Genomic DNA, 26,104 nt, shown 5'->3' with positions numbered 1-26,104 from the left:
CTCCTTCCTTCGTCAGGATAGAAATTGGAGTTGTTCAGAGCATCTGGAAGAATGTACAGAATCAGGCTCCACCTCCCTTTTCCCATATCGAGCGAAGCCGAGACATCTACAAGGCAAACTAGCTCTGCAGCTCCTTCCTTCGTCAGGATAGAAATTGGGGTTGTTCAGAGCATCTGGAAGAATGTACAGAATCAGGCTCAACCTCCCTTTTCCATGTCGAGCGAAGCCGAGACATCTGCACAGTAAACTAGCCTGACAATTCCTTCATTAGAATGGACGTTTGAGCCCAAGATCAACAAGTTGCTCCAAAAAAGAGGCTGTCTCAAAAGCATCAAAACTCATCACCCTAAACTTGTCTACCGACAGGCAGGAAAGTTCAGGGTAACGCTAACTAGCTTTTAAGACAGCCTCCATTTATCATTGGGGCTTGCGCGCAGGGGTTATAAACCCTAGTTATCCCTTCCGTACAGTTCAAGTCCCGTCTCGTAGTACTTGTCACCGGGCAACCAGAAAGGTGTTTCGGCAGCGTTGCCTATCAGGCGCGAAGCATACACGTAACTCTTAAAAAACTTCTCCAGGTAGTCATAATCCACCGTGTTGGGGTTGTCTCCCGGTTGGTGGTAGTACTTCATAATCTCTGCATCGAAGGCTCTAAAGCCCAGGCTATACGTGGGAGCTGGAATTCCCTTACGGGCAAAACTCACGTTATCAGATCTATCGAAAAGCCCTTGTTCTCCGGCCGGATCATCGATGGCCGTGAGTCCAAATGCCACATTAGCATCTTTAATATACTGAGCCGCAGTGGTTCTTTCCAGACCAATAATGGTAGAAATGGTGGTATCATTATACCCGCCATTATCACTATTCCAGCAGAATACAATTTGCTCATTAGGAATAATTGGATTGTTGGCCAGGTATCGGCTACCCACTAGCCCTTTCTCTTCGGCCGTAAACAACACAAATAAAGCGCTGCGCTTCATGGGGTATCGGGCAATATTTTCAGCAGCTGAAAGCACAGTGACTGTACCAATGGCATTGTCTCTGGTACCGTTATAAATGGAGTCTCCTTCTTCGTTGGGTCGTCCTACACCCACGTGGTCGTAATGGGCCGAAAACATGATGTATTCATCCTTCAGTTCGGGGTCTGTTCCTTCTACCATAGCCACCACGTTTTTATCTTTGGTAAGCTCATTTTTCATTCCTTCAATGCCAATTGAAGCACGTTTTATACTCTTGGTCATCATAAACCGTTGGTTGGCATTGTCCAGGTCTTTCAACCACAGGTGTGGAATTATCTCTGCCTTATCTTCGAAACTATCGAGGCTAATATTGACCCTATTGAAAAGGAAACCCAGCTGCTCCCATGGAGTAGAGGGCGAACTATAAAACTCCACCAACCCCAGAGCTCCGTTGGCTCTGGCGATTTCGTACTTCTCCCGACTGAGGCGTAGTATCTCTTGACGGCTAGACACCTTTCCATCGCCAGCTTTGGCAAATACAATCTTACCCTTCACATCGGCATTGGTATAATCTTCTTCAAAGGCATAATTGAGGTACACTACCTCTCCTTCTACCTCAGCACTTTGACCGTCTACAATCAGAAAGTCTTTATTAAGTTCGAAAGACTTATTGCTAAACTCCAAAGAAGCCGAAGTAGCAGGCGTTTTCATACGCAGCGGCACCGGCTGAAAGTAGCCATCGGCTCCTGGAACCGGCTTTGCACCATAAGTTTCGAACTGTTTGGCCAGATAGTCGGCCGCCTTCAAAATTTCTTCAGACCCAGTGTCTCTACCGCGCATTTCATCGGACGCGAGGTAGTAAATGTGATCTTTTATAGTTTGCTGACTGACCGTTTCCAGGGTTTTTTCCAGATCGGTCTTTTGGGCACATGCTCCTAGTGAAAGCATGCAGGCCCCCAACATTAGGGTAAGGTGTCTCTTTTTCATAGTTTACTTTAGTTCGAAGTACTTAAAAATGGGATATTCTACCGGTTTTTCCGCAATATTCTGCTTTTCAAAATAAGCATCGAAGAAATTCCAGGTGACCAGGCCATCGTCTGACTGAGGCTCCATAAGGTAGAAAATAAGATTGGCCAGTGGCTGTGCCAGATCTACGTAAAAATCGCCCTTGCTAAATCTGCGGGTTTGGCTACTAAATGAACCTTCTAGCGTAGCCATATTGTGACCTTCAAAAGGACGATTGGCCAACTCCAACCCGGTGGCAGTAAATACTTCGCCCGTAGCCCGGCTATTTCGGGTAAGGGTATCTACTTTTGCTCCCAGCATTTGTAAATGTGCGGCTATGTGCCCCATTTCTTTGGGTATTACATAACCCCTGGGAAGCGTGGCAGTAACAGTGGCATTGAATGCACTGTGATTTTCTACATTTTTGAGGGTAATAATTTCGGGCAAACGAATGTATTGTTCCTGTCCTTGAGCATTGGTGGTTTTGGCGTGGTTGTATATTCTATACTCGTCTATGGGTTCTTCCATGGCTACCATTTCAAACCGAACTCCCTTTTTAACCTTTCCTGCTTGTTCCTTAACCAAACGAATGGCAGCCTCTTCTGCTGTCTTGTTCACTTCCAGTATTTCGCGGCCGTGTTTGTGGGTATATTCCAAAATTTCGCGCACAAAGGCGTAAGTGCTGGCCATTCGCTGATAAAGGCGCTCATGAGCGAATGCTTCGCTGAGTATGGCCATTCGATTCCGCAAACCAAACTGGTTGACCAGATAACGCGGATGGTGGTTGTAGGTATAAATAGACTTTATGGGCCAGCCTTCACTTCGGGTATAAAAGTAGCCATATGGCCCAAGGTAAATGCCATAATCTTTAAGTACTCTATCTGTTACATCAGGCAGAATTTTATTCCAGGTATAATCAAATGGTGCTTTCTCTCCGGCCGTATGATAACTAGGTGCCCAGGTGAGGGAGTATCCATGCCACACACCATTGGTGGTGTGTAGATCTACAAACAGGGCGGGGTCCCACGGAACAATTATGTTCTGAAAAAGCCCTTGTGTTTCCAATGCCTCAGCCTTCATTCCATCGCGATTGAGATCCCAACCCTGGCTATTGGCCCTAATCCCTACTTTTACGGGGCTATCTTCCTGAGAAGGTCTTCTGCCCTGTTCCATTTTATCGTTGCTATCGGTATTGTAAATGGGTGCAAAAAGCAATATCTGATTGTCGAGCAAATAGCTACGCTCTCCTTTTAATATTTCGCGCAACAGTACCTGCAGAGCTTCTTTGCCTTCCACCTCACCGGAGTGAATATTGCCCTGAACATAAATTATAGGCTTTCCGGTGGCTTTTGCTTCTTCAGCCGAAGTCACTTTCGGGTTGGCCATTACTACTACGGGAATATCTTTTCCTTCTTTAGACTGCCCCATAGAAATGAGGTGAGCATATGGGCTATCTTTTATGGCGGCCTTTACCACACCCATCACCTGTTCATAGCTGGAGGTTTCGCGGTAGGCTGTCAGTTCGGGGTGAGTAAGCAACTCCCTGGGCCATTCTTGCCCCTGAAGGGAAAGTGTTAATGAAACGAGAAGAACAATCAGTATTTGCTTCATGAGTTGAAATTTAGTCGCCCAAAATACCAAAAAACGCCCAACACAGGCCGTATCTAAACTTTCAATTACATAAGTGGTTGGTACTTGGAAAACGAACCGTGTAATTTCATACAAATTGAATCCCATGATTAGCAGACGACACTTTATTCAAAAATCCATTATTAGCACGGCCGGCCTTAGCCTTTCTTCGCCTCTGGTAAAGCTCTTGTTTCAAAACGGATATCAAATGAAGGTACTCCGCAACAATGTGGGCATTTTTACGGAAAGGGGCGGAACTATTGCCTACATGATCAGTAGTGAAGGAATAGCTGTGGTAGACTCTCAGTTCCCCGATCAATCGCAACACCTTATTGATGAGATTAAAAAACAATCGGAGCGGAAGATAGACCTTCTGGTAAACACGCATCACCATGGCGATCACACAGCCGGCAACATTGCCTTTAAGGGCTTGGTGAACAAGGTAGTGGCCCATGAAAACTCTATGCTCAACCAGAAAACTACTGCTGAAGCCCGCGGTGGACTAGACGGCCAGCTATTACCCAATACTACGTATAAGAGTGGTGTGCACAGAGAAAGGGTAGGTGATGAACGCATAGCTCTCCATTATTTTGGCGCAGGACACACTAACGGTGATTCGTTTGTACATTTTGAAAATGCAAACATTGTACACACCGGAGACTTATTGTTTAACAGACGGGTGCCTTACATCGATAAATCGGCAGGAGCCGACATAGCCAACTGGCAACAGGTGCTTGAAAAAGCCTACAACACCTTCGATGCAGACACTTTGTTTGTTTATGGCCACTCCGGAGAGGGCTATGAAATAACCGGCAACAGAGAAGACCTCAAAGCTTTTCAGAACTACCTGGCCCAGGTACTAAGTTTTGTGAAGAAAGGGAAAGCCAACGGAAAGACAAAAGAAGAACTGGCTCAAGCCAATGAGATACCGGGAGCTCCGGAATGGAAGGGGAATCAGTCGAGGGCTGTGCAAGCGGCATGGCTCGAACTATTTGGAGAATAGCTCTCATTTTTCAAAACAAGAAGGCTACCTCAGTCACTTTATTCCCGAAGCGGTATGTTGGTTAACACATACCCTTTCCGGATTAGAGTTGTGGGGTAGCCTTTTTTATAGCTTAAAACAAGAGGGGCCAAAGCCCCTCTGTTGATATTATCCTTGCTGTGCTGAAGCTTCAGCCTTGGCGGCAGCTTTGGCTCTGGCACTTGCCTGCTCTTTATCGGCAGCTGCGGTAAGTGTTTTCTTCGTTAAGTCTACCACTGTTGGGGTGGCAATGAAAACTGAAGAATAAGTACCTACTAATATACCCACCAACAAGGCAAACGAGAATCCTCTCAATACCTCACCACCAAAAATCAATAGCACCAATACCACAATGAGGGTTGTCATAGAAGTAATGAGTGTACGGCTGATGGTAGAATTGATAGACATATTGAAGGTTCCGATCAGGTCTTTCCCTCCCTTAAGTTGAAGGTTTTCACGGATCCTGTCGAATACAACCACCGTATCGTTGATGGAGTAACCAATAATGGTTAACAGGGATGCGATGAATACCTGGTCGATTTCAAAGCTCAGACCAAACCAACCTGCAATAGCAAATGCAGAAAGCACAATGGTAGCATCGTGAATCAGAGCTAAGATGGCACCTAACGAGAACTGCCATCTTCTAAATCGGGCCAGAATGTAAACGAATATGGCCAGAATGGACAACCCGAAGGCTTCGAACGAAGACTTCTTGATGTCATCGGCAATGGTTGCTCCAACTTTAGATGAAGCTCCAATAGTAAACTGGCCTTCGCTGAGATCTACCGTACCATCCACAAAGGTTTTTCCGGTAGCGTTTTCAATACCTTGGGTTAGGGCATCTTTAACCTGATTATCCGCTTCGGTAGACTCTTCGTCTACCAGATAAGAGGTGGTAATCTTAAGCACGTTGCTGGCATCATAGGTTTTCACCTCCACACCGGCCTCAGTAAACACGCCCGAAGAAAGAGCACTTTTAATATCTGAAGCCACCATGGGCTCATCGAACTCGACCACATAAGAACGACCTCCCTTAAAGTCTACCCCAAGTCTAAGACCACTGGTAAAGAGGGCAGAAATACCCAAAGTAATTACCACCGCAGAAATAATGTAGGCCATTCTTCTTTTGCCAAGGAAGTCCAGGTTGATATTGGACAACCAACCTCTTGAAAGTGGGGTCTCGAACGAAATATTGCTGTCGTTTCCTTTCTTGGTCATCCAGGTAACAATTACTCTGGTAATAAATACCGCTGAGAAGAATGAGCAAATGATACCTATTATCAGGGTAATGGCAAATCCTTTCACAGGCCCCTGACCTAAGAAGTAAAGAATTGCACCGGTAAGCAAAGTGGTTACGTTGGCATCTATAATAGAGCTATAAGCTTTTTGATAACCTGAACTTATGGCTTGAAGCAATGGAATACCGTTTCTTAGTTCTTCTCTTATTCTTTCAAAGATCAGTACGTTGGCATCGATAGACATACCGATGGTAAGTACTATACCTGCAATACCCGGAAGGGTAAGAGCAGAGCCAATATTGGCCAGAATACCCAGAATAAAGAAGATGTTGAACAACAGAGCCACATTGGCTACAATACCTCCTTTGGCATAATAGAAGATCATGAACACAATCACTATCAAAAGACCAGCTACTATAGAGGTAACTCCCTGACGCTGGGCTTCCTTACCTAAAGTTGGTCCTACTACCGCTTCTTCCACAATTCGGGTTGGTGCTGGTAAAGAACCGGCCTTGAGAATATTGGCCAAATCTTCTGCCTCTTCTTGAGTAAAGTTTCCTGAAATCGAAGAGCTGCCGTTTGGTATCTCTCCAGTTACATTTGGAGCCGTATATACATAGTTGTCCAGTACAATGGCGATTTGTCGGTTAATGTTCTGGCCGGTTATGTTTTTCCATTTTTTTGCACCCACCGTATTCATTTGCATGCTTACTGCAGGTCGTGCTCTTTCATCTAAAGTTTGTCTGGCATCGGTTATTACTTCTCCGGTTAGAGGAGCCTCTCCACGCGATACTTTGATGGGATATAGAATAAGAAGCTCAGTTTCTTCAACCGGTTTTACTCCCCATTTAAAGTCCAGATTGGCAGGAATAACACGCTTTATGCGCTCATGCTTAAGAATTCTGTTAATCTGAGACGTATCCGCCAGATTATAGAAAAATCCCTGATAAGGGCCTTGTCTTCTAAGACTAAAAAACTTAGATAAACCGGAAGTAGCAGCATCGAGGCTAGTTGAGTCTGTTTTGGCACTATCTGTTTGAGCTATTTTAGCCTCCAGTGAATTAGGTGTTTCACCTTCTTTGGCGGCAGTGTTAATTTCTGTATTGAGGCTATTGCTATTGCTAAGCTTCTCAATCTTTAATGCCTCTTCATTTATGGCGTTGAGTGTTGGCAGTATCTCATTTTCACGATACACTTCCCAGAATTCGAGCTTAGCCACACCTTGAAGCAGTTTTCTTACCCTGGCAGGGTTATCTACTCCCGGTAGTTCAATCTGAATTCTACCTGTACCCTGAATTCTCTGAATATTAGGCTGAGACGTACCAAAGCGGTCTACTCTGGTTCTCAAAATCTGGAAAGCCCTATCTATGGCCTGGTCTACCTCTTCTTCAATCACTTGCATTACTTCTGCATTGGTAGACTCAAAGCTAATTTTTCCTCGGTTGGCCGCATTGGCAAAAATTCTGCTCAAGCGCCCGTCAGGGTTTACTTCGTTGTAGGCATTCTGAAACAACTGCGTAAATGGTGCCTGGCTGTTACGCTGGCGCTCTGTGGCCAGTTCCAGTGCTCGCAGAAAGTTAGCGTCCTGGCTGTTTCCGGCCAATCCTTTAATAATTTCTACCGGAGAAACCTCCAGGGTTACATGCATACCTCCCTGCAAGTCGAGCCCCAGATTGAGTTCTTGTTCTTTAATTTCTTTGTAGGTAAACTCGGCACCTAACAGATTCAAAACAGGCTCTAACCAAATGGAATCCAGGTAGGCTTGTTTTTTACTTTGATCGATAACGCCTTGCTCATTCTTGGCATATTCTATGGCATCGGCCTGAATACCCCTCGAAAAGAAGGTGATTGACAAGTAATACAGACAGAGTGCTGTAATTACGAGCGTCAGAAATACAATGGTATTCTTATTCTTCATGTTAATAGTATGTTTTGCAAAAATTGGAGTAATAATAAAGGTGAACCGTTGGGTTCTATCAGGGAAAAAGGGCTTTTCCCTATGGCGCGTTAGGCGATATTATTTGCCTGAATAGAGTCTTGTAATAAGGCGAATTACATAAGGGAACACTCACTAGCGGGTGTGGCTCCTCGGTAATCTCAAAACCTATTTCCGCAATAAGTATGGCCTCAAAGGGTTCTATATGAACACCGCTGGCCGGTAAAAGGGCATCGCAGGTATATTCATAGACCACCTCTTGAGAATCTTCTCCTTCGGCTTGCTCCTGTTTTTCGGTCGATTCTTCACACGGAATCTCCAGCACCTCCTGGGCTACCACAAAAACAGCCACAAACAAGCCTAGCAGAAACACCAGGGTCTGTTTTAGTTTGTTCATGGATATAGCCTTTTTTCTCATATTGGGTCACAAATGTAGCAAATGCACCGAAAATCCTAGGCTTTAACCGGTATTTTTGAGGTTATTACAGCCTTTAGTACATCTAAAGCATTCTGAAAGTCCGTATTGTTTGGCACTATCAGGTCTGCCGTTTCTTTGTAAGGGGCTATATACTTTTGGAAAGAGGGCATTATATGGTTCTCATATTTATACAGCACATCGTCTGCATCGTATCCTCTCTCTTCCCTGTCTCTCTTAAGTCTTCTCTGAAGCTTAATATAGTCTTTAGCATCAATGAACACTTTCAGATTGAGCAATTCGGCCACTTTTTTGTAATGAAAAATGAATATGCCTTCTACGAGAATAACAGGAGCCGGTCTTCGAATAATCTTCTTGGGCACAATGCTCGGATTGTTGAAGGTATATTCTTCCTTCTCCACTTCTTTGCCTTCACTCAGAGCTTTGAGGTCGCTGGCAAAGTGCTCATGGTCTATGGACTCGGGCCTGTCGAAGTTGTGCTGACCATTTTTATCTACCAACTGATACTCACGTGGCATGTAGTAGTCGTCTTGTGAAATGCAGGTTACCGATTTGGCATCAAAACACTTTTTAAGTTCGTTGAGAAAGAGTGTTTTCCCTGAACCGCTTCCGCCTGAAATACCAATGATGTAGGGCTTTTCCATCGTGCAAAGTTAGAAAGGAACTGAAAATGTTTATTGATTAAGAAACTGAATAAGCTTGTCTAGGGCTCTTTTTCTATGACTGATACTATTTTTAACCTCTGCCGGCAATTCTGCAAAAGTTTTGTTGTACCCATTGGGTATAAAAATGGGATCATATCCGAAACCATCGGAACCCGCTATTTTTGCAGCAATGGTTCCTTCCACAATACCCTGAAACTGATGAACTTCTCCCTGAGAGCTAATGTAGGTCATTACAGTTCTGAAACGCGCGGCTCTATTGGAGGTATCTCCCATTTCGTTTAGCACCTTGGTCATATTGTCTACGGCATGGCGGCTACCCGAGTAGTGGGCCGTATGGACGCCCGGCCTACCATTTAGCACATCTACTTCCAAGCCTGAGTCATCAGAGAAAATGGCTGTACCAAACCGATCGAAAATATACCGGGCTTTCTCCAACGAATTTTCCTCCAGGGTTTCGTGGGTTTCAGGAATTTCTCCTTCAAAGCCAATATCGCTCAGCGACAGTAGTTTGATGCTATCGCCAAGCATGGCTTTTACTTCTTGGAGCTTGTGTTGGTTATTGGTGGTAAAGCAAATTTGCATTGCTGCTATTATTAGCGAATGTCTACCACGTCTACATCGAAAAGCAATACGGAGTTAGGTGGAATAGAACCCTGACGGGTAGAACCATAGCCATATTTAGAAGGAATAAACAATGTGGCACTAGCCCCTTTGTTTAGTTCCTGAAAACCTAACTCCCATCCTCTTATTACCTGTCCGGCTCCAATCACAAAATCGAAAACGCCCCGACCTGAGGAAGTATCGAACTCGGTGCCATCGAGCAAATAACCTCTGTAATGGGTGAAAACTGAGTTGGCAAAAGCGGCTTTGGGCCCTGAACCGGCCTGATGAATCACATACATGATTCCGGTTTCACCAACCTCCTGAGCTACAATATTATTTTCGGCCAGGTAGTCTTCAATGAGCTTTCTATCAATGGCCAATTGTTGCGCCTCGTCAAAAACCTCTTCACCATCGCAACCCATCAGGGCAACGAACAACACCATTAACAAAAACCTTACTTTCATCATTTGTTCAATTCAACTACTTCAACATCGAAAACCAAAACGGAATTAGGAGGTATCGGTCCTCCTGTATTTCTTGAGCCATAACCTAACTTAGAAGGAATTAAGAGCCTGGCTTTTCCTCCCTGATCCACATTAGGAATGGCCACATCCCAGCCTTGAATCACTTCTCTGTTACCTAAAGTAAAAGAATAGGGTGCATAATCTCTGTTTGGATTATACAGACCATTTTCTTTAGCTAGTTCCTCATAACTGGTGTCAATAATAGTACCGTCTAACAGGCGTAAAACGTAATTCACTCCCACTTTATCGCCCGAAGCCGGGTACTTTCCATTTCCTTTTTTCAAAGTTACTACCGAAACACCTTCTTCTGTTTCAGTAGCTTCTAAATTATTGTTAACGAGGTATTCGTTGATTTTTACTTTGTCTTTCTCCAACTGCTCGCCTACCAGTCGGTCTATTACCACCTGTTCATTTTCTATTTCGCGCACTTTAATATTCCAGGTAACAACTTTCGAGCTGTCTGCAGCTCCCACCGGCCTGCCGGTCATTGTGGCATACTCGGTGTAAGGCATTTCAATCTGAACGCTATCTCCCTTGCTACAAAGTAAAAAAGCCTCTTGCAAGTTGGGCGGCAACCCTACGCTTGGATTCACAAAATAGCCTGGATCGGAGCCGGAATCATAGAGCACTGAATCGCCCTCTACGTGGGTCATTACCACATTCATTACATCGGTAGGTTGGGCTTTGGTGGTATCGCCCTTCACCAATTTTCTAAATTTCAGGCCAGATTCAAGCTCAACGTATTTTGGTGTGCTGTCACAGCCCATCAAGGCTACCGCAAGGGCAACCGCAGGAAGATATTTCTTCATATTTCTCATAGTTTCTTGTATTCGTCTTCTAGTTGGTTGGCATACTCCGGAAGTATGCTTTTAAAGTATTCGATGGTTTCGGAAAGGCTTTTTTCTACCCTTCCTCCGGCCGCATTTTTATGGCCTCCACCATTAAAATATTTTGCGGCTAGTTCATTGGCCGGGAAGTCTCCAATGGAGCGGAGAGATATTTTCACTTTGCCATCGGCCTCCTTAAAGAGGCCCGCCAATGTAACTCCTTCTATAGACAGGGCATAATTTACCAGCCCTTCGGTATCACCGGTTTTCGATTCGTATCTGGCCAATTCCTCTTCAGTAATGGCAAAATAGGCCACTCGATACTCGGGCAACACCTGCATGTTTTCACTGAGGGCATAGCCTATAAAACGCAACCTGTTCAGGGAGTTTCTGTCATATATGTTTTTAGCTACTCTACTGTTATCGGCTCCTTTCTCAATAAGCTTTGCCACAACCTCATGTACATTTTTGGTTGTGTTTGGGTGCCTAAAACCTCCTGTGTCGGTCATAATACCGGCATACAAACATTCGGCAATGTCTTTATCGATGAGGTTATTGTGGCCCAGGTCTACAATAAGTTGGTAGCAAAGTTCGCAAGTAGCAGCGGCCTGGGTACTCCAATACCTAAAATCGGCAAAATCTTCCGGATCCAGGTGGTGGTCTACATTTACTTTATAGCCGCTGGCCGCTCTAACCATCTCACCCAATTCGTTGATTCGGCTCAGTACTGAAAAATCGAGACAGAAAATAAGGGCGGCCTCTTCGATCCACTGCCGGCAGTCGTTAGGATCTTCTTCCGTAAAAATCTTCACCTTATCGTTACCTTTCATCCAGTGAAGAAAAGCCGGATAATCTGAAGGGGTAATTACCGTAACCTCATGTCCAAGCTTGAGCAAGTAGTTGGCCATTCCCAGTGAAGAGCCCAGTGCATCAGCATCTGGCTTATCATGGGTTGTAATGACGACTTTAGAGGGTTTGGCTAATTTATTTTGAAGTTCTTTGATGTCTTGCATGCAATCAACAACCCTAAGGGTCTTTGAAAGGAGGGCAAATTTGACAAGAATTGTTTTACCAAACAATGCTAGGCCTTGATTATCTGATTATTAAGAATTTAAAAGAACGTAGCTTAAGGGGTTTAAATCGAAATTATCTTCTATTTTTGCGACCGAATTTTGAAACGCAACAATTTTACGACAAATAAAATGGCAGGTAACAGAACCTTTACAATGATTAAGCCTGATGCTGTGGCGGATGGTAACATGGGAGCAATTTTGAAAATGATTGAGGAGGCAGGCTTCAAAATCATCGCTATGAAATACACAAGACTTTCTGCCGAACTGGCCGGAAAGTTCTATGCTGTGCATAGCGAAAGACCATTCTACGGAGAGCTTGTTGAGTACATGTCTTCCGGACCAATTGTAGCCGCTATTCTGGAAAAAGACAACGCTGTGGCCGACTTCAGAACCCTTATTGGTGCTACCAATCCAGCCGAAGCTGCTGAAGGAACAATTAGAAAATTATATGCTAAGTCTATTGGCGAAAATGCTGTTCATGGCTCTGACTCTGACGAAAACGCAGCCATAGAAGGTAACTTCTTCTTCTCTGAGTTTGAGAGATTCTAAGCATAAGCATTAAGCAAGTTTTAAAAGCGCCTTGAGAAACACTCAGGCGCTTTTATTTTTTCCACCATTTGGGAATAAGCAAAACCCCGGCAATTAAGTAGGGATAATAAGTGGTGAGCCGCCATAACAGGCCGGAAATAAAGGTGTATTTCCCTGCAAAATCTTCATAGAAAACCGGAAAAATGAACTCGGCTGTGCCGGCATTGCCCGGAGAAGGAGATACCAGCATAACCACCCACATGGTGAGATGCCGACCCAGCATGAGAAGCTGGTCGTTTACAGAAACTTGATTAAACCCACTCACCCAGGCGTTTATTAGAGCAAACTTAAAAATCCAGATGGCATAGGTGGCAGCCAGCAACTTAACCCAATATACTGGCGATTGGCCCCTCAGCACTTTTGAAGCTAACACCAACTCCTCACTTTGCTGAACAACTGGCTCCTTCCAGCGCCTCAGAACCCTGATAGTCATTAGGTAGGTGAGTATTTTCTTTACGGTTTCAGGAAAAAATAAAAGTGCCGAAAGCATAAAGAAGGTATAAAAAGCAATGGAGGTATAGCTCAACCAAAAAACCCGACTCACTCCCGATTCAAAATAAGCCGGAGCTTCTTTTAAGATCGGAAATACCGCTCCGTTGCTCAACCCAATTGCCAATGGAGAAGCTGTTAGAAAAAAAAGATTATCGAGAATGGCCAGCAACAAGGTGTAGGCAAGGGCCTTTCCCAATGGCTGACCTTCCTTGTATACTATGAAAACCAAAACAGCAGCGGCACCAATAACGGGAGGCGTTACGGCAATGGCAAACTCCCAAAGCAGCACAATGCGTATGGCCGAAAGCCCATTTAACTGCCCATGAGAGAGTAGCCGAATACGAAAAGCATTCAGCCCGTCTTTAATAAGCAGTAGAAAAAACACAAAAAGCAGGAAAGCCACCCGGAAATCGGAAAACAATTGAAGTGAACGGCCTGAAAACTGATCGTCTCTATAAGCCAGAAAGACTACTATAGAAATGCCAATAACAACAGGTAACCAAACACTCTTAGGGTTGAGAACTTTTTGCGCCTTGGCCCGCTCCATGCTACCCCTCCGATACTAGGTCTTCTTCCAAACGCTCAATCCAGAAATTATTGAAGCCTTCTCCCAGGTGCATAGTAATTTGCCTCATTTGCAACAGGTCTAAAATGGAGAGGAAGTTGAATATGACTGCAATTTTGTTGGGTTCAAACTCAATGAGCTGTGTAAATGAAAGTCGCGGTATTTCTACCAACTGATCCAGTATGTACTGGCGCTGTTTGGCAATGGAATAGGGATATTGCACTACTTCGTGCTTCGGTTTGCTTTGCTCATATTCATAGCGCGACATTACCTTTTGAAACACCCTGAGTAATTTATAGAGGTCAATATCTTGCAGCTCTGCCTCCACATTATTTCCTTCAGCAAGCTTTTTAAGTTCCCTGGCAATGTTGCCACGAGACTCCTGCAAGGAACGGGTGTGTTCCATATTGGCCAGCTCTTCTACTACCGATTTGTACTTCTTATATTCCAACAAATGCCTGACCAGCTCCTCTCGCGGATCAACCTCGTTGCCTTCTTCGTCTAAAACAGGACGAGGCAAAAGCATTTTAGCTTTGATACGCATGAGCGTAGCTGCCACTAAAATGAACTCACTGGCTACTTCAACGTTGAGTTGTTCCAAATGATGGAGATAGTCCAGAAAGTCCTTAGTGATTTTATTGATGGGAATATCATGAATATCCAGCTCGTCTCGCTGAATAAAAAACAACAGCAGGTCGAAAGGGCCTTCGAACAATGGAAGCTTTATTTCGAAACTCACCGGATAATTTCTTTTGAATCAAATATATAGAGATTGACAGAATGGAACGGATGGAGCAAAAATTATTTTTAATTTTACGGCTTGTTATAAAAGTCTGATGAAAACATTTGTAGTATCTGTTTGTTCATTAGACATTCAAACTAAGCAATGTTGATAAAGCCAGGGCCACTACTTTCGAAAATCGATTCTCCCGCAGACTTAAAAAAACTGGATCAGGCCCAACTGGTTCAGATATGCGATGAGCTCAGACAATTCATCATAGACAACGTCTCTGTATATGGAGGCCATTTTGGTGCTAGTTTGGGGGTGGTAGAAATGACGGTGGCTATTCATTATGTATTCAATACGCCAATCGATCAGCTGGTTTGGGATGTTGGGCACCAGGCCTATGGCCATAAAATATTAACCGGAAGACGTGACATTTTCCATACCAACCGGATGTACAACGGCATTTCGGGCTTCCCAAAAAGAAAAGAAAGTGAGTACGATACGTTTGGGGTAGGTCATTCTTCTACCTCCATATCTGGTGCTCTTGGTATGGCCATTGCCAACCAATACAAGAACGATAACCGACAGCACATTGCAGTTATTGGTGATGGTGCCATGACTGGCGGTCTGGCATTTGAGGGCATGAACCATGCGGGTTCAACTAATGCCAATTTACTTATCATCCTGAATGATAACTGCATGTCGATAGACCCAAATGTGGGGGCACTCAAAGATTACCTTACTGATGTGACAACCTCCCACACCTACAACAAGGTAAAAGACGATGTGTGGAAAATATTGAGCAAGTTCTCCAAGTTTGGAAAAAGTGCCCAAGATATAATTTCTAAAGTAGAACATTCCCTTAAAGCATTGCTTCTCAAGCAAAGCAATCTTTTTGAGTCGCTCAACTTAAGGTATTTTGGCCCGGTAGACGGACACGATGTACACCACTTAACCCATGTTTTGAATGACCTGAAGGATATTCCGGGTCCGAAAATATTGCATTGTGTTACGGTAAAGGGGAAAGGCTACAAACCGGCCGAAGAAGGAAATGCCACTACCTGGCATGCTCCCGGCAAGTTCGATAAGGTGACAGGTGAGGTTTTTAAGAAAGTTCAAGACAAACCCACTCCTCCTAAGTATCAGGAGGTGTTTGGTCATACACTCGTAGAACTGGCCGAAAAGAACGATAAAATTATGGGGGTAACTCCGGCTATGCCTTCCGGTTCTTCCATGAACATAATGATGAAAGCAATGCCCGATCGGGCGTTCGATGTAGGAATTGCCGAACAGCACGCTGTTACTTTCTCTGCCGGGTTGGCTACGCAAGGACTGGTACCTTTCTGTAACATATATAGTACGTTTATGCAGCGGGCATACGATCAGGTAATTCACGATGTGTGCATTCAGGATTTACCGGTCAACTTCTGCCTCGATAGAGCCGGTTTTGCCGGTGCAGATGGCCCCACACACCATGGAGCCTATGATATTGCTTACATGCGCTGCATACCCAACATGATTGTGGCCGCCCCAATGAATGAAGCCGAACTTCGCAACATGATGTACACGGCTCAGCTTCCGCGCCAAGGACAGGCCTTTACTATTCGTTACCCCAGGGGGGAAGGTGTAATGCCTGAGTGGCGCACAGCCATGGAAAAAATAGCCATTGGCACCGGCCGAAAAATTTCTGACGGAAAGGATTTGGCCATTTTAACTCTTGGCCATATGGGCAACTATGCCGTAGAAGCCAAAGAAATGCTGGCTGAGCAAGGCCTTGTTCCTGCCCACTATGATATGCGTTTTGTTAAGCCTCTGGATGAAGAACTATTGCACGATATTTTCAGGAACTTCAAGAAAGTAGTTACGGTAGAAGATGGGTGTGTGATGGGTGGCTTCGGCAGTGCCATTTTAGAATTTATGGCTCAAAACAATTACTCTGCTCAAATCAAAATTTTGGGTATCCCCGACCGAATTGTTGAACATGGCACTCAACTCGAACTGCACGCTGAATGTGGTTTCGATCCGCTGGGTATTGCCAACACCGTAAGACAAATGCTTGGAGTAAAGGTGACGAGCTCCTATGCCAGCAATTAACTTCAAGGTTGAAGGTGAAGGGTTGCCGGTTGTCCTCATCCACGGTTTCTGTGAAAACCATGAAATGTGGAAGCACCTTGTACCCACTCTATCAAAGAATTATAAGGTTTACACCATAGACCTGCCAGGTTTTGGTCAATCGCCCTTGTGGCAAACCACAGTGAGCCTGGAGTCAGTAGCCTCTGCCGTGGCCGACTGGGTCGAGGATCAGAAAATTGATAAAGCAGTTTTTATTGGCCACTCGCTTGGAGGTTACGTTTGTTTGGCCCTGGCCGAGCTGTACTCTAAACTTGTAGCCGGTGTGGGCTTGGTACACTCTACTGCCTTTGCAGACTCGGAGGAAGGAAAAATCAATAGAAACAGGGTGATTGAATTCATTGGCAAGCATGGTCATGAAAAGTGGATAGAGACTTTTGCTCCAAGTCTATTCGCAAAAAACAACCTTGCCTATTGCCAAGAGGCTGTTGCCATGGTGCATGCCATGGGAGTGAATACGAAAGTTGAAACCATAGTGGCTTATACTCTGGCCATGAGAGACCGAAAGGACAGATTTGAAGTATGGCAAAACATAGCGAATCACTGCCTTTATATAGGAGGGAGTGAAGACATAAGGATTCCCGCCCGGGTTTCTGAAGAACACATATATGCGAGAGACAAGGTAGACGGTTATATTCTGCCAGAAATTGGGCATATGGGCATGTTTGAAGACGAAAATCAGATTAAGGTAATTTTGGAAAATTATTTAGGTAAAATTACCTGATTCAAGAAAAAATTAATACCTTAGGGTATGGGCAAAGAATACACCATACCCGAATTTCCAGATTCAGTCGTAGATGAGGCGTTTGTGGCCTATTTGATAGGCCATACCATAAGCTCCAACTATGTGCCATTCATTAAAGAGTTCACCACTCTCAATGATGAAATTATTTCCGAGTGCCTGAACATCAACGTAAAAACCTATAGAAGCTACCGAGACAAAACCGTTGAGTTAAAGCCCATACAGCAAGAGCATACATTGGCCATGTTATCGGTTCTGAAGCATGGAGTTAAGGTGTTTGGCAGCAAAGAGAAACTCACCGAATGGCTAGAAAGGCCCAATTACTTTTTTGACAACCTGCCGCCATTTCAATTTCTCAAAACTATATCGGGCATACAGTTTTTAGATCATAAGCTGTGCTCCATAGAATCAGGAGACACTATTTAAATGAGGGTTTTCAGAGTCTGTAGGGAGGAATATTCCCGTGAGCTAGTGGCATCGGGACGAATGAACCGGTGGAACAAAGATGGCCAGCATGTGATTTACGCTGCTGAATCCAGAGCCTTATGTGCCCTGGAACTACTAACCCATACCAATGGAGTGGTTCCTGCCGGAAATTATAGAACCATGGTTATCGAAATCCCAGAAACAGAGATTGAAGAAATAACCGATGAAGAACTCCCCAAAAACTGGAAATCGGTAAAGGCATATCCGCAGTTGCAGAGAATAGGCTCTCAATGGTATGAAGAAAGTAAGCAACTCTTGCTAAAGGTTCCATCGGTACTGATACCTTCTGAGTTCAACTATGTGATCAATACAAAGCACCCTGCATTTAAGAATGTGAGCATTGCCTCTCTAGAAAATTTCTTTTGGGATGACAGGCTCTAATTACACCTGACTGAGTAGTTGAGTAAGTTCTCGTTTGGTTATGGCCCCTGCCTTCTTCCATTGTATCTCTCCGCTTTTGAACAGAATAAGCATTGGAATGCTCCGAACGCCAAATCTTTGAGCTATCGGCTGGTTCTTATCTACATCAATCTTAATGACCTTAAGCCTGTCGCCCATTTCCTGTGCCACTTCCTTCAACACAGGTGCCATCATTTGGCAAGGGCCACACCAATCGGCATAAAAATCAACCAACACCGGCTGATCCTGACTCACTAAAGCATCAAATTTTCCTTTCATTACTTGATTAAATTAGCAATCTTCTAACGACATCAAATAGGTTAATGTTCCATTCATTTCTCTCGATAAAATACCATGAGCACACCTCTCTTTACACACAAGAATTTCCATATTGAGAATGATGGTATTCACTTACTCCGAAACGGCTTTGACTATAAAACACTACTTAAGACTGACTTAGTAGAAGTGTACATTACAAGAGGGCCCCAGGTCAAGAACTGGATGGTTCTGTTAAGTATGGGGCTTGGTCTGATAGCGTTTGCAAGCTATTACATTATTAGGTTAATAGACTTTCTTATTAACACTGATGACATCATATATATTGAGCAATTTGTGGTACCAATTATTCCACTTGCTTTGGGAATTGTTTGTCTAAATAATGGTCTACGTAGAGGAGAAGTGCTAATCTGTACATTAAAAACGGGTAAAGTTTTACGAATTCCGTTACTCAATAAGTTTGAAAAAGCAGAGCTCGAAAAAGTCCTTCGAAGCCAGTTCAAGTATAAATAATCTAAATGAGTGACCACGATTTTACCCAACCTCAAAACTTCCTTATTCTTACAGGACTTATGTTTCTGGTGGTGGTCTTTCGCTACTCATTTGTAGCAGGCATCTTCTATCTGGTGTTTTATGTAATTGACCCAAAATCGACCCGAAGCAGAAAAATATTCAGCTCGGGCACATCTAAAAAGCAGTTTCGAAAGGAAATATTCTGGTCAACTTTTACTTCTATGCTTTTTGCCTTGGCGGGCGCAGGCATGGTGGTGATGTGGCAATTGGGGTATACTGCTATTTATGAAGAGATCGATCGGTTCGGCTGGTGGTGGGTTCCTACGAGCTTTTTGATTGCCGCCTTCATTCATGAAACCTATTACTACTGGCTTCATCGATGGATGCACAAACCAAGGGTTTACAGACTGATTCATAAGACGCATCATGACAGTCATATCACCTCCCCCTGGACCAGCTTTTCATTCCACCCGGGAGAGGGATTGCTTCAGTCTTTGATCATTCCTGTAATCGTGCTCTTTCTCCCAATGCATTATTGGACCATTGTGGCTTTACTCACTTTTATGACCATCACTAGTGCTATCAATCATTCCAATGTGGAGATTTACCCGAAAGGCTTTCATAAACATTGGCTAGGGAAATGGTTTATTGGTGCCACGCATCACAGCCTTCATCACACTCAATACAAATACAATTTTGGCCTATACTTTACCTTTTGGGACAAGTTGATGAGAACAGAAAGTGAGAAGTACGAAAGTAATTTTGAGAAGCATACCGCGAATAGCTAAATTCATTAATGCACCAAGCCAGAAGAAACCACCTTATTGTTACACTGTCTATTCTGTTAACAATTTCAGCCTGTAGTTCATCAGTAAAAAAATGGGAAGATCGAATTGAAGCGTCAAATACTCGAGATTTGGAACTCTTATTGGATAGCATTTACAATCAAGATCAGCGGTACAGAAGGCAATTAGAAGATGTACGGACTAAATATGGTTATGAATCAAAAGAACTTGAAAACCTCTGGAAAATCATTGAATACACAGACTCATGCAATATGGCTATTGTTTCGATCATTCTCGACAAGAAAGGCTGGCTAGGAATTAATGACATTGGCTATCGGGCCAATTCCGCATTATTTCTTGTGATTCAGCATGCTAGTCTCGACACGCAATTAAAGTATCTGCCAATGATGAGAGATGCTGCGGAAAAAGGAAATGCTCAAAAAAGCTCACTAGCTATGCTGGAAGACCGTGTGGCACTTGCGAGAGGTGAAAAACAAATTTATGGAAGCCAGATAGGGAGAAACCCAAATACTGGCGAATACTATGTCCTTCCTTTAATTGATCCTGATAATGTTAACTCCAGAAGAATCAAGATGGGCATGAGCAAACTTGAATCGTATGTAGAAGTCTATGGAATAGTCTGGGATGTTGAAGCATATAAAAAACAGCTCCCTCAACTTGAAAGGGAGCTGAAATAATCTTACTCATACCTCAAACTCTTCACAGGATTAGACTTAGCCGCCCGGAAAGTCTGAAAGCTTACCGTTAACAAGGCAATAGTCAAAACCAGCACGGCCGGCAAGGCAAAAATGTACCAGTAGAGGTCTATTCTAAAGGCAAAGCCGTTGAGCCATTGCTCCATGCCATAATAGGCTACAGGAATTGCCAGAACCACCGACACTAAAATCAACTTCATAAAGTCCGTAGAAAGCAATTGCAGAATACTTGAAATGGAAGCTCCTAGCACTTTTCGAATGCCAATTTCCTTGGTTCGCTTGGCAGTCATAAAGGCAGCCAATCCAAATAATCCTAAGCAGGCTACGAAAATGGCTAAGCCTGAGAAAATGGTGAATACACTACCAAACTGCTGATCGGCCTTGTACTGTTCATTGAATCGATCATCCAGGAAGAAGTATTCAAATGGGTTTCCCGGGAAGAACCTGGCCCAATTTTCCTCCGCCAGTCGAATGACTTCCTGAGTATTGGCCGCTTCATACTTTATCGAATAGTAGTTACTGGCATCGGGAATAAGCCTAAAAATCAGTTGATCATAATTTTCCTTGAGCGAAGTATGATGATAATCTTCCAGAACCCCTATTATGGTATAGTTCTGCCCCCAAAAGTATATATCCACATTCAGTGCATCTTCAATATTATCGAAACCAAGCTGCCTTACAGCCGACCGAGAGAAAAGAATTTTGGAGCCTTCATCGCCAAAGCTCTCATCAAAGCTTCTCCCAGCTACCAACTTCAGGTCATAAGTTTCCACAAAATCATAACCTATACCCAAAACCCTGTATTGCTTACCTTCGGTGTCCGGCTCTCCCTGTCTTCTGATTCCTCCTGCATTCCAATCGACCGATCTACCTGGAACACCGGTACTTACTACCACTTTCCTGACGTTCGCATTGGCTTCCATTACATCGCCAAAAGCGGTGAGTTTTTCCTGATAAGTGGAATCTCTGACACTTGGCCCCTCAATTACCAAAGTCCGGTCTATGTTTACCCCAAGCTCTTGGTTCCTCATAAATGAAATCTGTTCATAAACCGTATAAGTGCCGATAATCAAGCCCACAGATGCCATGAATTGAAAAACCACCAGCCCCTTTCTTAGCCAAGCACCCCTTGAGCCAGACACCGCACCACCTTTCAGGGTATCAATGGGTTTGTAAGACGATAACACCATAGCCGGATATAACCCTGAAAGAAATGTTCCAACTAAAAAAAGTGCCCCCAGGCCTACCCAGAAGCCCTGCTGCATAAAAAGCTCCATGGTTATGGGCTGGTCCGCCAAACGCGCAAAAGAAGGCAGAGCCAAAACCACAATACCAAAGGCCAGCACTACTGCCAGCAGATTAATTAAAAAGCTTTCGGTAAGGAATTGCCTGATCAACTGCCCTCGCAGCGAACCTAAGACTTTACGCAGACCTACTTCTCTAGCCCTCTCCATGGACTTGGCTGTGGCCAGGTTAATGTAGTTGACCCATGCAATAATTATGATAAAGAAACTAATGCCAAGAAGCGCATATACCGCATCACCATCGCCATTCACCTCTGCTTCCATCATATAGTTCGAGTAGAGATGAATGTCTCTCAATGGCTGAAGATCAAAGTCCATCCAGGTTTCATTCTCTCGCATTTCATCTCCCCACTGAGCCTCTACAAAGTCATCGACCTTGCCGGCAAACTCTTCCGGATTAACCCCTTCTTTGAGCATCACATAATTAAAGTAGCCATCCCAATACCAGACACTGTTGGCCTGTTGAGCTCTCTCTCCTTGTGCCATGGTGCTCCATGAGGCCAAAATATCGTACTTGAAATGGGAGTTTTGGGGCACGTCTTCAAACACTGCTGTAATCTTAATGGGCCGGTTCTTATTGAAATACATGGTTTCTCCCACCACATCTACTTTGGCAAAGTATTTTTGTGCAGTTGTCTTTGAAATAGCTACCGAAGAGGGATCAACTAAAGCCGTTTCCTTATCGCCATATAATATTTTAGTATCGAAAACATCGAACACTGATGGATTGGCGAAATACACCTTGCTCTCCGCAAACTCTATGTCTCCTCTGGAAAACACACCGCTGGTTTGGGTCAGTCGGGCATAAGCCTCTACATCGGCCAGGTTTTCATTGAGCAAATACCCAATGGAAACCACACCGGCAGCCCATTCTGTGCTCAATACTCCTTTTTCGTACCGGTTGGTTTTCAGCCGATAAATACGATCCGCATTCTGATTGAAATTATCATAACTCAGCTCATAACTAACGTATTGCATAATGAGCAGACTGGCGGCAATGCCCAGAGCAAGACCTGTAATATTGATTAAAGAAAAGATTCGGTTCTTGAGCAATGAGCGCAATGCTACTTTCAAATAGTTTTTGACCATGGCGATTTGAATTAAGTTTAGTTGGTTGCGACTTTCTGTGTCTGTCTTCTAAGACGACCCTGGTACCTAAAAGATTACATCAGAGACTTGCTGATTTTCAAAAAGTTGCAAAAAGAAGCTAAATATTCACGGGCATTGCAGGCATAGAGTAAGGCTTAAAGACAAGGGGCTTAAAATAAAAGAGTCACTCCCGTTGGAGCGACTCCCTTTCACCTAAACACCTGGGTAACTAACTACTCATAGTGAATCTTTCGATTCCTACACCCAGACTTATCTTTAATTGCTTTCGCGAATTGTCTTTGGAGGAGAGGAATTTCTTCCTCATGTGAAGTCAAAGTTAGTAGGATTTTTTATTAAATAAAATTTAACAAACCAATAATTCAAAAAAGTTATTCACATCGAAATCCACACTTAGGGTTGAATTCACACCATTTAATTTGCTGTACGTCACAAAATTAAAGTTTAACGCAGATATTCTTCTTTTCCGTGAAGAAATTTAACGCATCCCAGCCACCTTCTCTACCCATACCGCTATGTTTTACCCCACCAAAAGGGGTTCTCAAGTCGCGAAATAGCCAGCAATTTACCCACACTATGCCGCTATGAAGAGCAGCCGACACACGGTTGGCACGGTCTAATTGACTTGTCCAAACTGTAGCCGAAAGGCCATAGTCAGTTGCATTGGCCATAGCAATTACCTCTTCTTCTGTATCAAAAGGCTGCAGGGTAACTACCGGACCAAAGATTTCTTCGCTATTAGTTCTGCACTCTTGTGAAAGACCTTCAAACACCGTTGGTTGTACATAATAGCCCTCAGCAAACTCCCCATCCAGCACGACTCGCTGACCTCCGGCAAGTAGAGCACCCCCCTCTTTTGTGGCCAGATCGATGTATGAAAGCACCTTTTCCATGTGCTGTTTAGAAACCAAAGCACCAACCTGAGTATCGCTGGCATAAGGCGAACCTATTCGCAGCTCTTTGGTCTTGCTCACAAATGCCTCTTTAAACTTGTTATAAATGGATCGTTCTATAAATATTCTTGATCCACATAGGCAAATTTGTCCTTGATTGGCGAAACTGGAGTGCACAGAGGTTTTCAAGGCTTTCTCAAAATCGGCATCGGCAAAGATTATGTTGGGATTTTTTCCACCCAACTCCAGCGATAGTTTTTTGAATTGAGAGGCAGCCGTGCTTGCAATTTTTTCCCCGGTTTGTGTTCCTCCCGTAAAAGAAATGGCCTTTATTCCGGGTTGCTCTACCAAGGCCTGCCCCGCTTTGGCGCCTAAGCCATGAACAATATTGAGTACTCCATCGGGCAGACCGGCCTCTTTGCAAAGTTTGGAAAAAATAAAGGCCGTCATAGGTGTAATTTCTGAGGGTTTAGCCACCACCGTATTGCCCGAAGCAAGAGCGGGAGCAATTTTCCAGGTAAAGAGATAGAGTGGCAGGTTCCATGGAGAAATACAGGCCACTACCCCTAATGGGCTCCGGGTGGTCACATTCAAGGCTTCACCATCAGTTTGGTGTGCCTCAGTAGACTCATGTAGAATAGCCGTGGCAAAGAACCTCATATTTGCAGAAGCCCGAGGAATATCGACTGACCTGGCCAGCTTTACCGGCTTCCCATTGTCTTTGGCTTCGGCCATAGCCAGCATTTCCAGGTTGTCATCGATCAGGTCTGCAATCCTAAGCATACAACGAGAACGCTCTTCTCTGGAGGTCTTTGACCATGCAAGAAATGCTTCTTCGGCTGCCTGAACAGCCAGCTCAATATCCTGATGATCGGAGTCTGGAATTTCACCATATACCTTTCCTGTGGCCGGTTCAATATTATCTAAATAGCCCCCTGACTGAGGTTCTACTAATTTGCCTGCGATATAATTGAGTATCCTTTCCATTTTACAAACAACCCGTTCTACCACCATCTACGGGCACATTAATTCCATTGATATAACCTGCTGCCGGAGAAGCCAAAAAAGCTGCCGCAGCGGCCACTTCAGAAGCTTCGGCAAATCGCCTGGCCGGAATTTCCGACTTCATTTCTGCTTCAACATCTTCTACAGCCCTGCCTGTCTTTTTGGCCTTATTCTCAATGATTGAAGTAAGGCGTTGTGTTGAAGTTGCCCCAGGCAATACGTTATTGACTGTAATGCCAAATTGACCCAGCTCATTCGCCAGAGTCTTCGACCAATTGGCCACGGCTCCACGAATGGTGTTTGACACCCCCAAGCCTGGGATGGGCATTTTCACGGAAGTGGAAATCACATTGATGATTCTTCCGTAAGCTGCTTCTTTCATAGCCGGCACACAAGCCTGAGTCAAGATCTGGTTGCATACCAAATGCTGGTTGAACGCAATTCTAAAAGCCTCCACATCGGCATCTATGGCCTGACCTGCAGGTGGACCACCCGTATTATTGATCAAAATATGATATTGATTGCCCTCGGCCAGATGCTTATCAATGGTCGATTTCAGCTCCGTTGGGCTAGCAAAATCGGCCACAAGAATCTGATGTTTTTGACCAGAGGCTTTGAACAACCCTTGTTTCACCTCCTCTAGTTTTTGCTTATTTCTGGCGCAAAGTGTAACGCTGCACCCTAAGTTGGCCAGTTCTTCTGCAATGGCTTTTCCTATGCCCTGCGTACTTCCGCAAACCAAAGCCGACTTTCCTTTTAAATTTAAATCCATAGACATTGGGGTTCATTCAAAGTTATGAAAATCGAATTTAGGCATGAGCCGATTTTTGGGTAAATTCGAACACATCAAATGGAGAGAAATTATGTCAATAAGAAGACCATTTAACCTGACGCGGTGGATTGAAGAAAACCGCGACAAACTGAAACCACCCGTTGGTAACAAAAACCTTTATCCGGAAGGTACCGACTATATTGTGATGATTGTTGCCGGGCCAAATGCCCGAAAAGATTACCACTACAACGAAACCGAAGAGCTTTTTTACCAACTGGAAGGCAACATTACGGTACGTATTCAGGAAGATGGCAAAGCAGTTGACATTCCACTTGGCCCAGGCGACATGTACCTACACCCACCCAAAGTACCTCACTCCCCCATTCGTTCAGAAGGCTCTTTAGGTCTGGTGATTGAAAGAGTAAGAAAACCCGAACATACCGATGGACTGATGTGGTTCTGCGACAACTGCAACACCAAGCTTCATGACACCTACTTTCCGCTTACCAATATTGAGAAAGACTTTCTTCCAAGATTTAAAGAATTCTACAACTCCGAAGAACTGCGCACCTGCAAAAATTGCGGGCATGTGATGGAAACGGATCCACGTTTCGTAGGATAGTGTTCAGAAAGGGGTTATCAGTAATCAGGGTTCCCGATTAACTGATAACTAATTAACCGATAACTT

At 44.1% G+C, this 26,104-nt stretch carries 25 protein-coding genes; 10 read left to right on the top strand and 15 right to left on the bottom strand.

The genetic code is table 11. The features are described from left to right. Positions 1-449: 449 nt before the first annotated feature. On the bottom strand, positions 450-1,946 hold the full coding sequence (locus B3O12_RS12860) for a M28 family peptidase (protein WP_286756565.1): 1,497 nt from the start codon (positions 1,944-1,946) through the stop codon (positions 450-452). A gap of 3 nt (positions 1,947-1,949) precedes the next feature. Continuing rightward, entirely contained in the window at positions 1,950-3,575 is a 1,626-nt protein-coding gene (locus B3O12_RS12855; RefSeq protein WP_286756563.1) for a M14 family metallopeptidase, read from the bottom strand. Positions 3,576-3,699: 124 nt separating this feature from the next. Here B3O12_RS12855 and B3O12_RS12850 point away from each other — a divergent pair, with 124 nt between their 5' ends. Continuing rightward, entirely contained in the window at positions 3,700-4,596 is an 897-nt protein-coding gene (locus B3O12_RS12850) for an MBL fold metallo-hydrolase (RefSeq protein ID WP_286756561.1), read from the top strand. A gap of 147 nt (positions 4,597-4,743) precedes the next feature. On the opposite strand, the gene secDF is transcribed toward B3O12_RS12850, so the two are convergent. The 7 genes from secDF to B3O12_RS12815 all read right to left on the bottom strand — a co-directional run bounded on the left by secDF (position 4,744) and on the right by B3O12_RS12815 (position 11,856). After that, positions 4,744-7,770, bottom strand: coding sequence for a protein translocase subunit SecDF (gene secDF / locus B3O12_RS12845; RefSeq protein ID WP_286743917.1), 3,027 nt, complete (start codon positions 7,768-7,770; stop codon positions 4,744-4,746). A 79-nt stretch (positions 7,771-7,849) separates the two neighbouring features. Further along, positions 7,850-8,185, bottom strand: a complete 336-nt coding sequence (locus B3O12_RS12840; protein WP_286743915.1) for a hypothetical protein — start codon at positions 8,183-8,185, stop codon at positions 7,850-7,852. Positions 8,186-8,241: 56 nt separating this feature from the next. Further along, positions 8,242-8,868, bottom strand: a complete 627-nt coding sequence (gene udk / locus B3O12_RS12835; RefSeq protein ID WP_189629139.1) for a uridine kinase — start codon at positions 8,866-8,868, stop codon at positions 8,242-8,244. Between the two features lie 30 nt (positions 8,869-8,898). Continuing rightward, positions 8,899-9,471, bottom strand: a complete 573-nt coding sequence (gene rdgB, locus B3O12_RS12830; RefSeq protein ID WP_286756559.1) for an RdgB/HAM1 family non-canonical purine NTP pyrophosphatase — start codon at positions 9,469-9,471, stop codon at positions 8,899-8,901. An 11-nt stretch (positions 9,472-9,482) separates the two neighbouring features. Beyond that, positions 9,483-9,959, bottom strand: coding sequence for an FKBP-type peptidyl-prolyl cis-trans isomerase (locus B3O12_RS12825; protein ID WP_229838530.1), 477 nt, complete (start codon positions 9,957-9,959; stop codon positions 9,483-9,485). Next, positions 9,956-10,825, bottom strand: a complete 870-nt coding sequence (locus B3O12_RS12820) for an FKBP-type peptidyl-prolyl cis-trans isomerase (protein ID WP_189629136.1) — start codon at positions 10,823-10,825, stop codon at positions 9,956-9,958. The genes B3O12_RS12825 and B3O12_RS12820 overlap by 4 nt, the downstream gene beginning before the upstream one ends. Before the next feature lie 5 nt (positions 10,826-10,830). After that, positions 10,831-11,856 carry a DHH family phosphoesterase gene (locus B3O12_RS12815; protein ID WP_189629135.1) on the bottom strand — a complete coding sequence of 342 codons (1,026 nt, stop codon included), beginning with the start codon at positions 11,854-11,856 and terminating at the stop codon, positions 10,831-10,833. Positions 11,857-12,045: 189 nt separating this feature from the next. On the opposite strand from B3O12_RS12815, the gene B3O12_RS12810 reads away from it, so the two are divergent. Then, complete coding sequence (locus B3O12_RS12810; protein ID WP_189629134.1) at positions 12,046-12,465, top strand: nucleoside-diphosphate kinase; 420 nt, start codon at positions 12,046-12,048, stop codon at positions 12,463-12,465. 52 nt (positions 12,466-12,517) lie between these two features. On the opposite strand, the gene B3O12_RS12805 is transcribed toward B3O12_RS12810, so the two are convergent. Further along, on the bottom strand, positions 12,518-13,543 hold the full coding sequence (locus B3O12_RS12805) for a lysylphosphatidylglycerol synthase domain-containing protein (protein WP_286756558.1): 1,026 nt from the start codon (positions 13,541-13,543) through the stop codon (positions 12,518-12,520). Position 13,544: 1 nt separating this feature from the next. Then, a complete protein-coding gene (locus tag B3O12_RS12800; protein ID WP_189629132.1) occupies positions 13,545-14,300 on the bottom strand; it encodes a segregation and condensation protein A in 756 nt (251 codons plus the stop codon). A 147-nt stretch (positions 14,301-14,447) separates the two neighbouring features. Between B3O12_RS12800 and dxs the strand changes: the two genes are divergently transcribed. Genes dxs through B3O12_RS12780 form a run of 4 tightly spaced genes read left to right on the top strand, consistent with a single transcriptional unit; the run spans position 14,448 to position 18,027 of the window. Further along, on the top strand, positions 14,448-16,382 hold the full coding sequence (dxs, locus tag B3O12_RS12795) for a 1-deoxy-D-xylulose-5-phosphate synthase (RefSeq protein WP_286756556.1): 1,935 nt from the start codon (positions 14,448-14,450) through the stop codon (positions 16,380-16,382). Beyond that, on the top strand, positions 16,369-17,142 hold the full coding sequence (locus tag B3O12_RS12790; protein ID WP_286756555.1) for an alpha/beta fold hydrolase: 774 nt from the start codon (positions 16,369-16,371) through the stop codon (positions 17,140-17,142). The genes dxs and B3O12_RS12790 overlap by 14 nt, the downstream gene beginning before the upstream one ends. A gap of 27 nt (positions 17,143-17,169) precedes the next feature. Next, on the top strand, positions 17,170-17,586 hold the full coding sequence (locus B3O12_RS12785) for an antitoxin Xre/MbcA/ParS toxin-binding domain-containing protein (RefSeq protein WP_286756554.1): 417 nt from the start codon (positions 17,170-17,172) through the stop codon (positions 17,584-17,586). Then, positions 17,587-18,027 (top strand): RES family NAD+ phosphorylase, encoded by a 441-nt coding sequence (locus B3O12_RS12780; protein ID WP_286756553.1) that lies wholly within the window; start codon positions 17,587-17,589, stop codon positions 18,025-18,027. It abuts the gene before it with no gap. Here the strand turns inward: B3O12_RS12780 and trxA are convergent, their stop codons facing one another. Continuing rightward, positions 18,028-18,324 (bottom strand): thioredoxin, encoded by a 297-nt coding sequence (trxA, locus tag B3O12_RS12775; protein ID WP_189629127.1) that lies wholly within the window; start codon positions 18,322-18,324, stop codon positions 18,028-18,030. It abuts the gene before it with no gap. Between the two features lie 75 nt (positions 18,325-18,399). Here trxA and B3O12_RS12770 point away from each other — a divergent pair, with 75 nt between their 5' ends. Genes B3O12_RS12770 through B3O12_RS12760 form a run of 3 tightly spaced genes read left to right on the top strand, consistent with a single transcriptional unit; the run spans position 18,400 to position 20,317 of the window. Continuing rightward, positions 18,400-18,834 (top strand): hypothetical protein, encoded by a 435-nt coding sequence (locus tag B3O12_RS12770; RefSeq protein ID WP_286756551.1) that lies wholly within the window; start codon positions 18,400-18,402, stop codon positions 18,832-18,834. Between the two features lie 5 nt (positions 18,835-18,839). Then, positions 18,840-19,622 (top strand): sterol desaturase family protein, encoded by a 783-nt coding sequence (locus B3O12_RS12765; protein ID WP_286756550.1) that lies wholly within the window; start codon positions 18,840-18,842, stop codon positions 19,620-19,622. Between the two features lie 8 nt (positions 19,623-19,630). Next, the gene (locus B3O12_RS12760) at positions 19,631-20,317 is read left to right on the top strand and encodes a DUF6624 domain-containing protein (protein ID WP_286756549.1); all 687 of its coding nucleotides are present in this window, start codon (positions 19,631-19,633) and stop codon (positions 20,315-20,317) included. 2 nt (positions 20,318-20,319) lie between these two features. Here the strand turns inward: B3O12_RS12760 and B3O12_RS12755 are convergent, their stop codons facing one another. The 3 genes from B3O12_RS12755 to B3O12_RS12745 all read right to left on the bottom strand — a co-directional run bounded on the left by B3O12_RS12755 (position 20,320) and on the right by B3O12_RS12745 (position 25,416). Further along, a complete protein-coding gene (locus B3O12_RS12755) occupies positions 20,320-22,728 on the bottom strand; it encodes an ABC transporter permease (protein ID WP_286756548.1) in 2,409 nt (802 codons plus the stop codon). A gap of 455 nt (positions 22,729-23,183) precedes the next feature. After that, positions 23,184-24,626 (bottom strand): aldehyde dehydrogenase, encoded by a 1,443-nt coding sequence (locus B3O12_RS12750; RefSeq protein ID WP_286756547.1) that lies wholly within the window; start codon positions 24,624-24,626, stop codon positions 23,184-23,186. A gap of 1 nt (position 24,627) precedes the next feature. Further along, the gene (locus B3O12_RS12745) at positions 24,628-25,416 is read right to left on the bottom strand and encodes an SDR family oxidoreductase (protein ID WP_286756545.1); all 789 of its coding nucleotides are present in this window, start codon (positions 25,414-25,416) and stop codon (positions 24,628-24,630) included. A gap of 91 nt (positions 25,417-25,507) precedes the next feature. Between B3O12_RS12745 and B3O12_RS12740 the strand changes: the two genes are divergently transcribed. Further along, positions 25,508-26,038 carry a 3-hydroxyanthranilate 3,4-dioxygenase gene (locus B3O12_RS12740; protein ID WP_286743872.1) on the top strand — a complete coding sequence of 177 codons (531 nt, stop codon included), beginning with the start codon at positions 25,508-25,510 and terminating at the stop codon, positions 26,036-26,038. Positions 26,039-26,104: the final 66 nt, after the last annotated feature.

The organism is Roseivirga sp. UBA838 (assembly GCF_002296035.1).
GTDB lineage: Bacteria > Bacteroidota > Bacteroidia > Cytophagales > Cyclobacteriaceae > Roseivirga > Roseivirga thermotolerans.
Note: the sequence above shows the minus strand (reverse complement) of the source record. Positions and strands in the feature narration are given on the sequence as shown.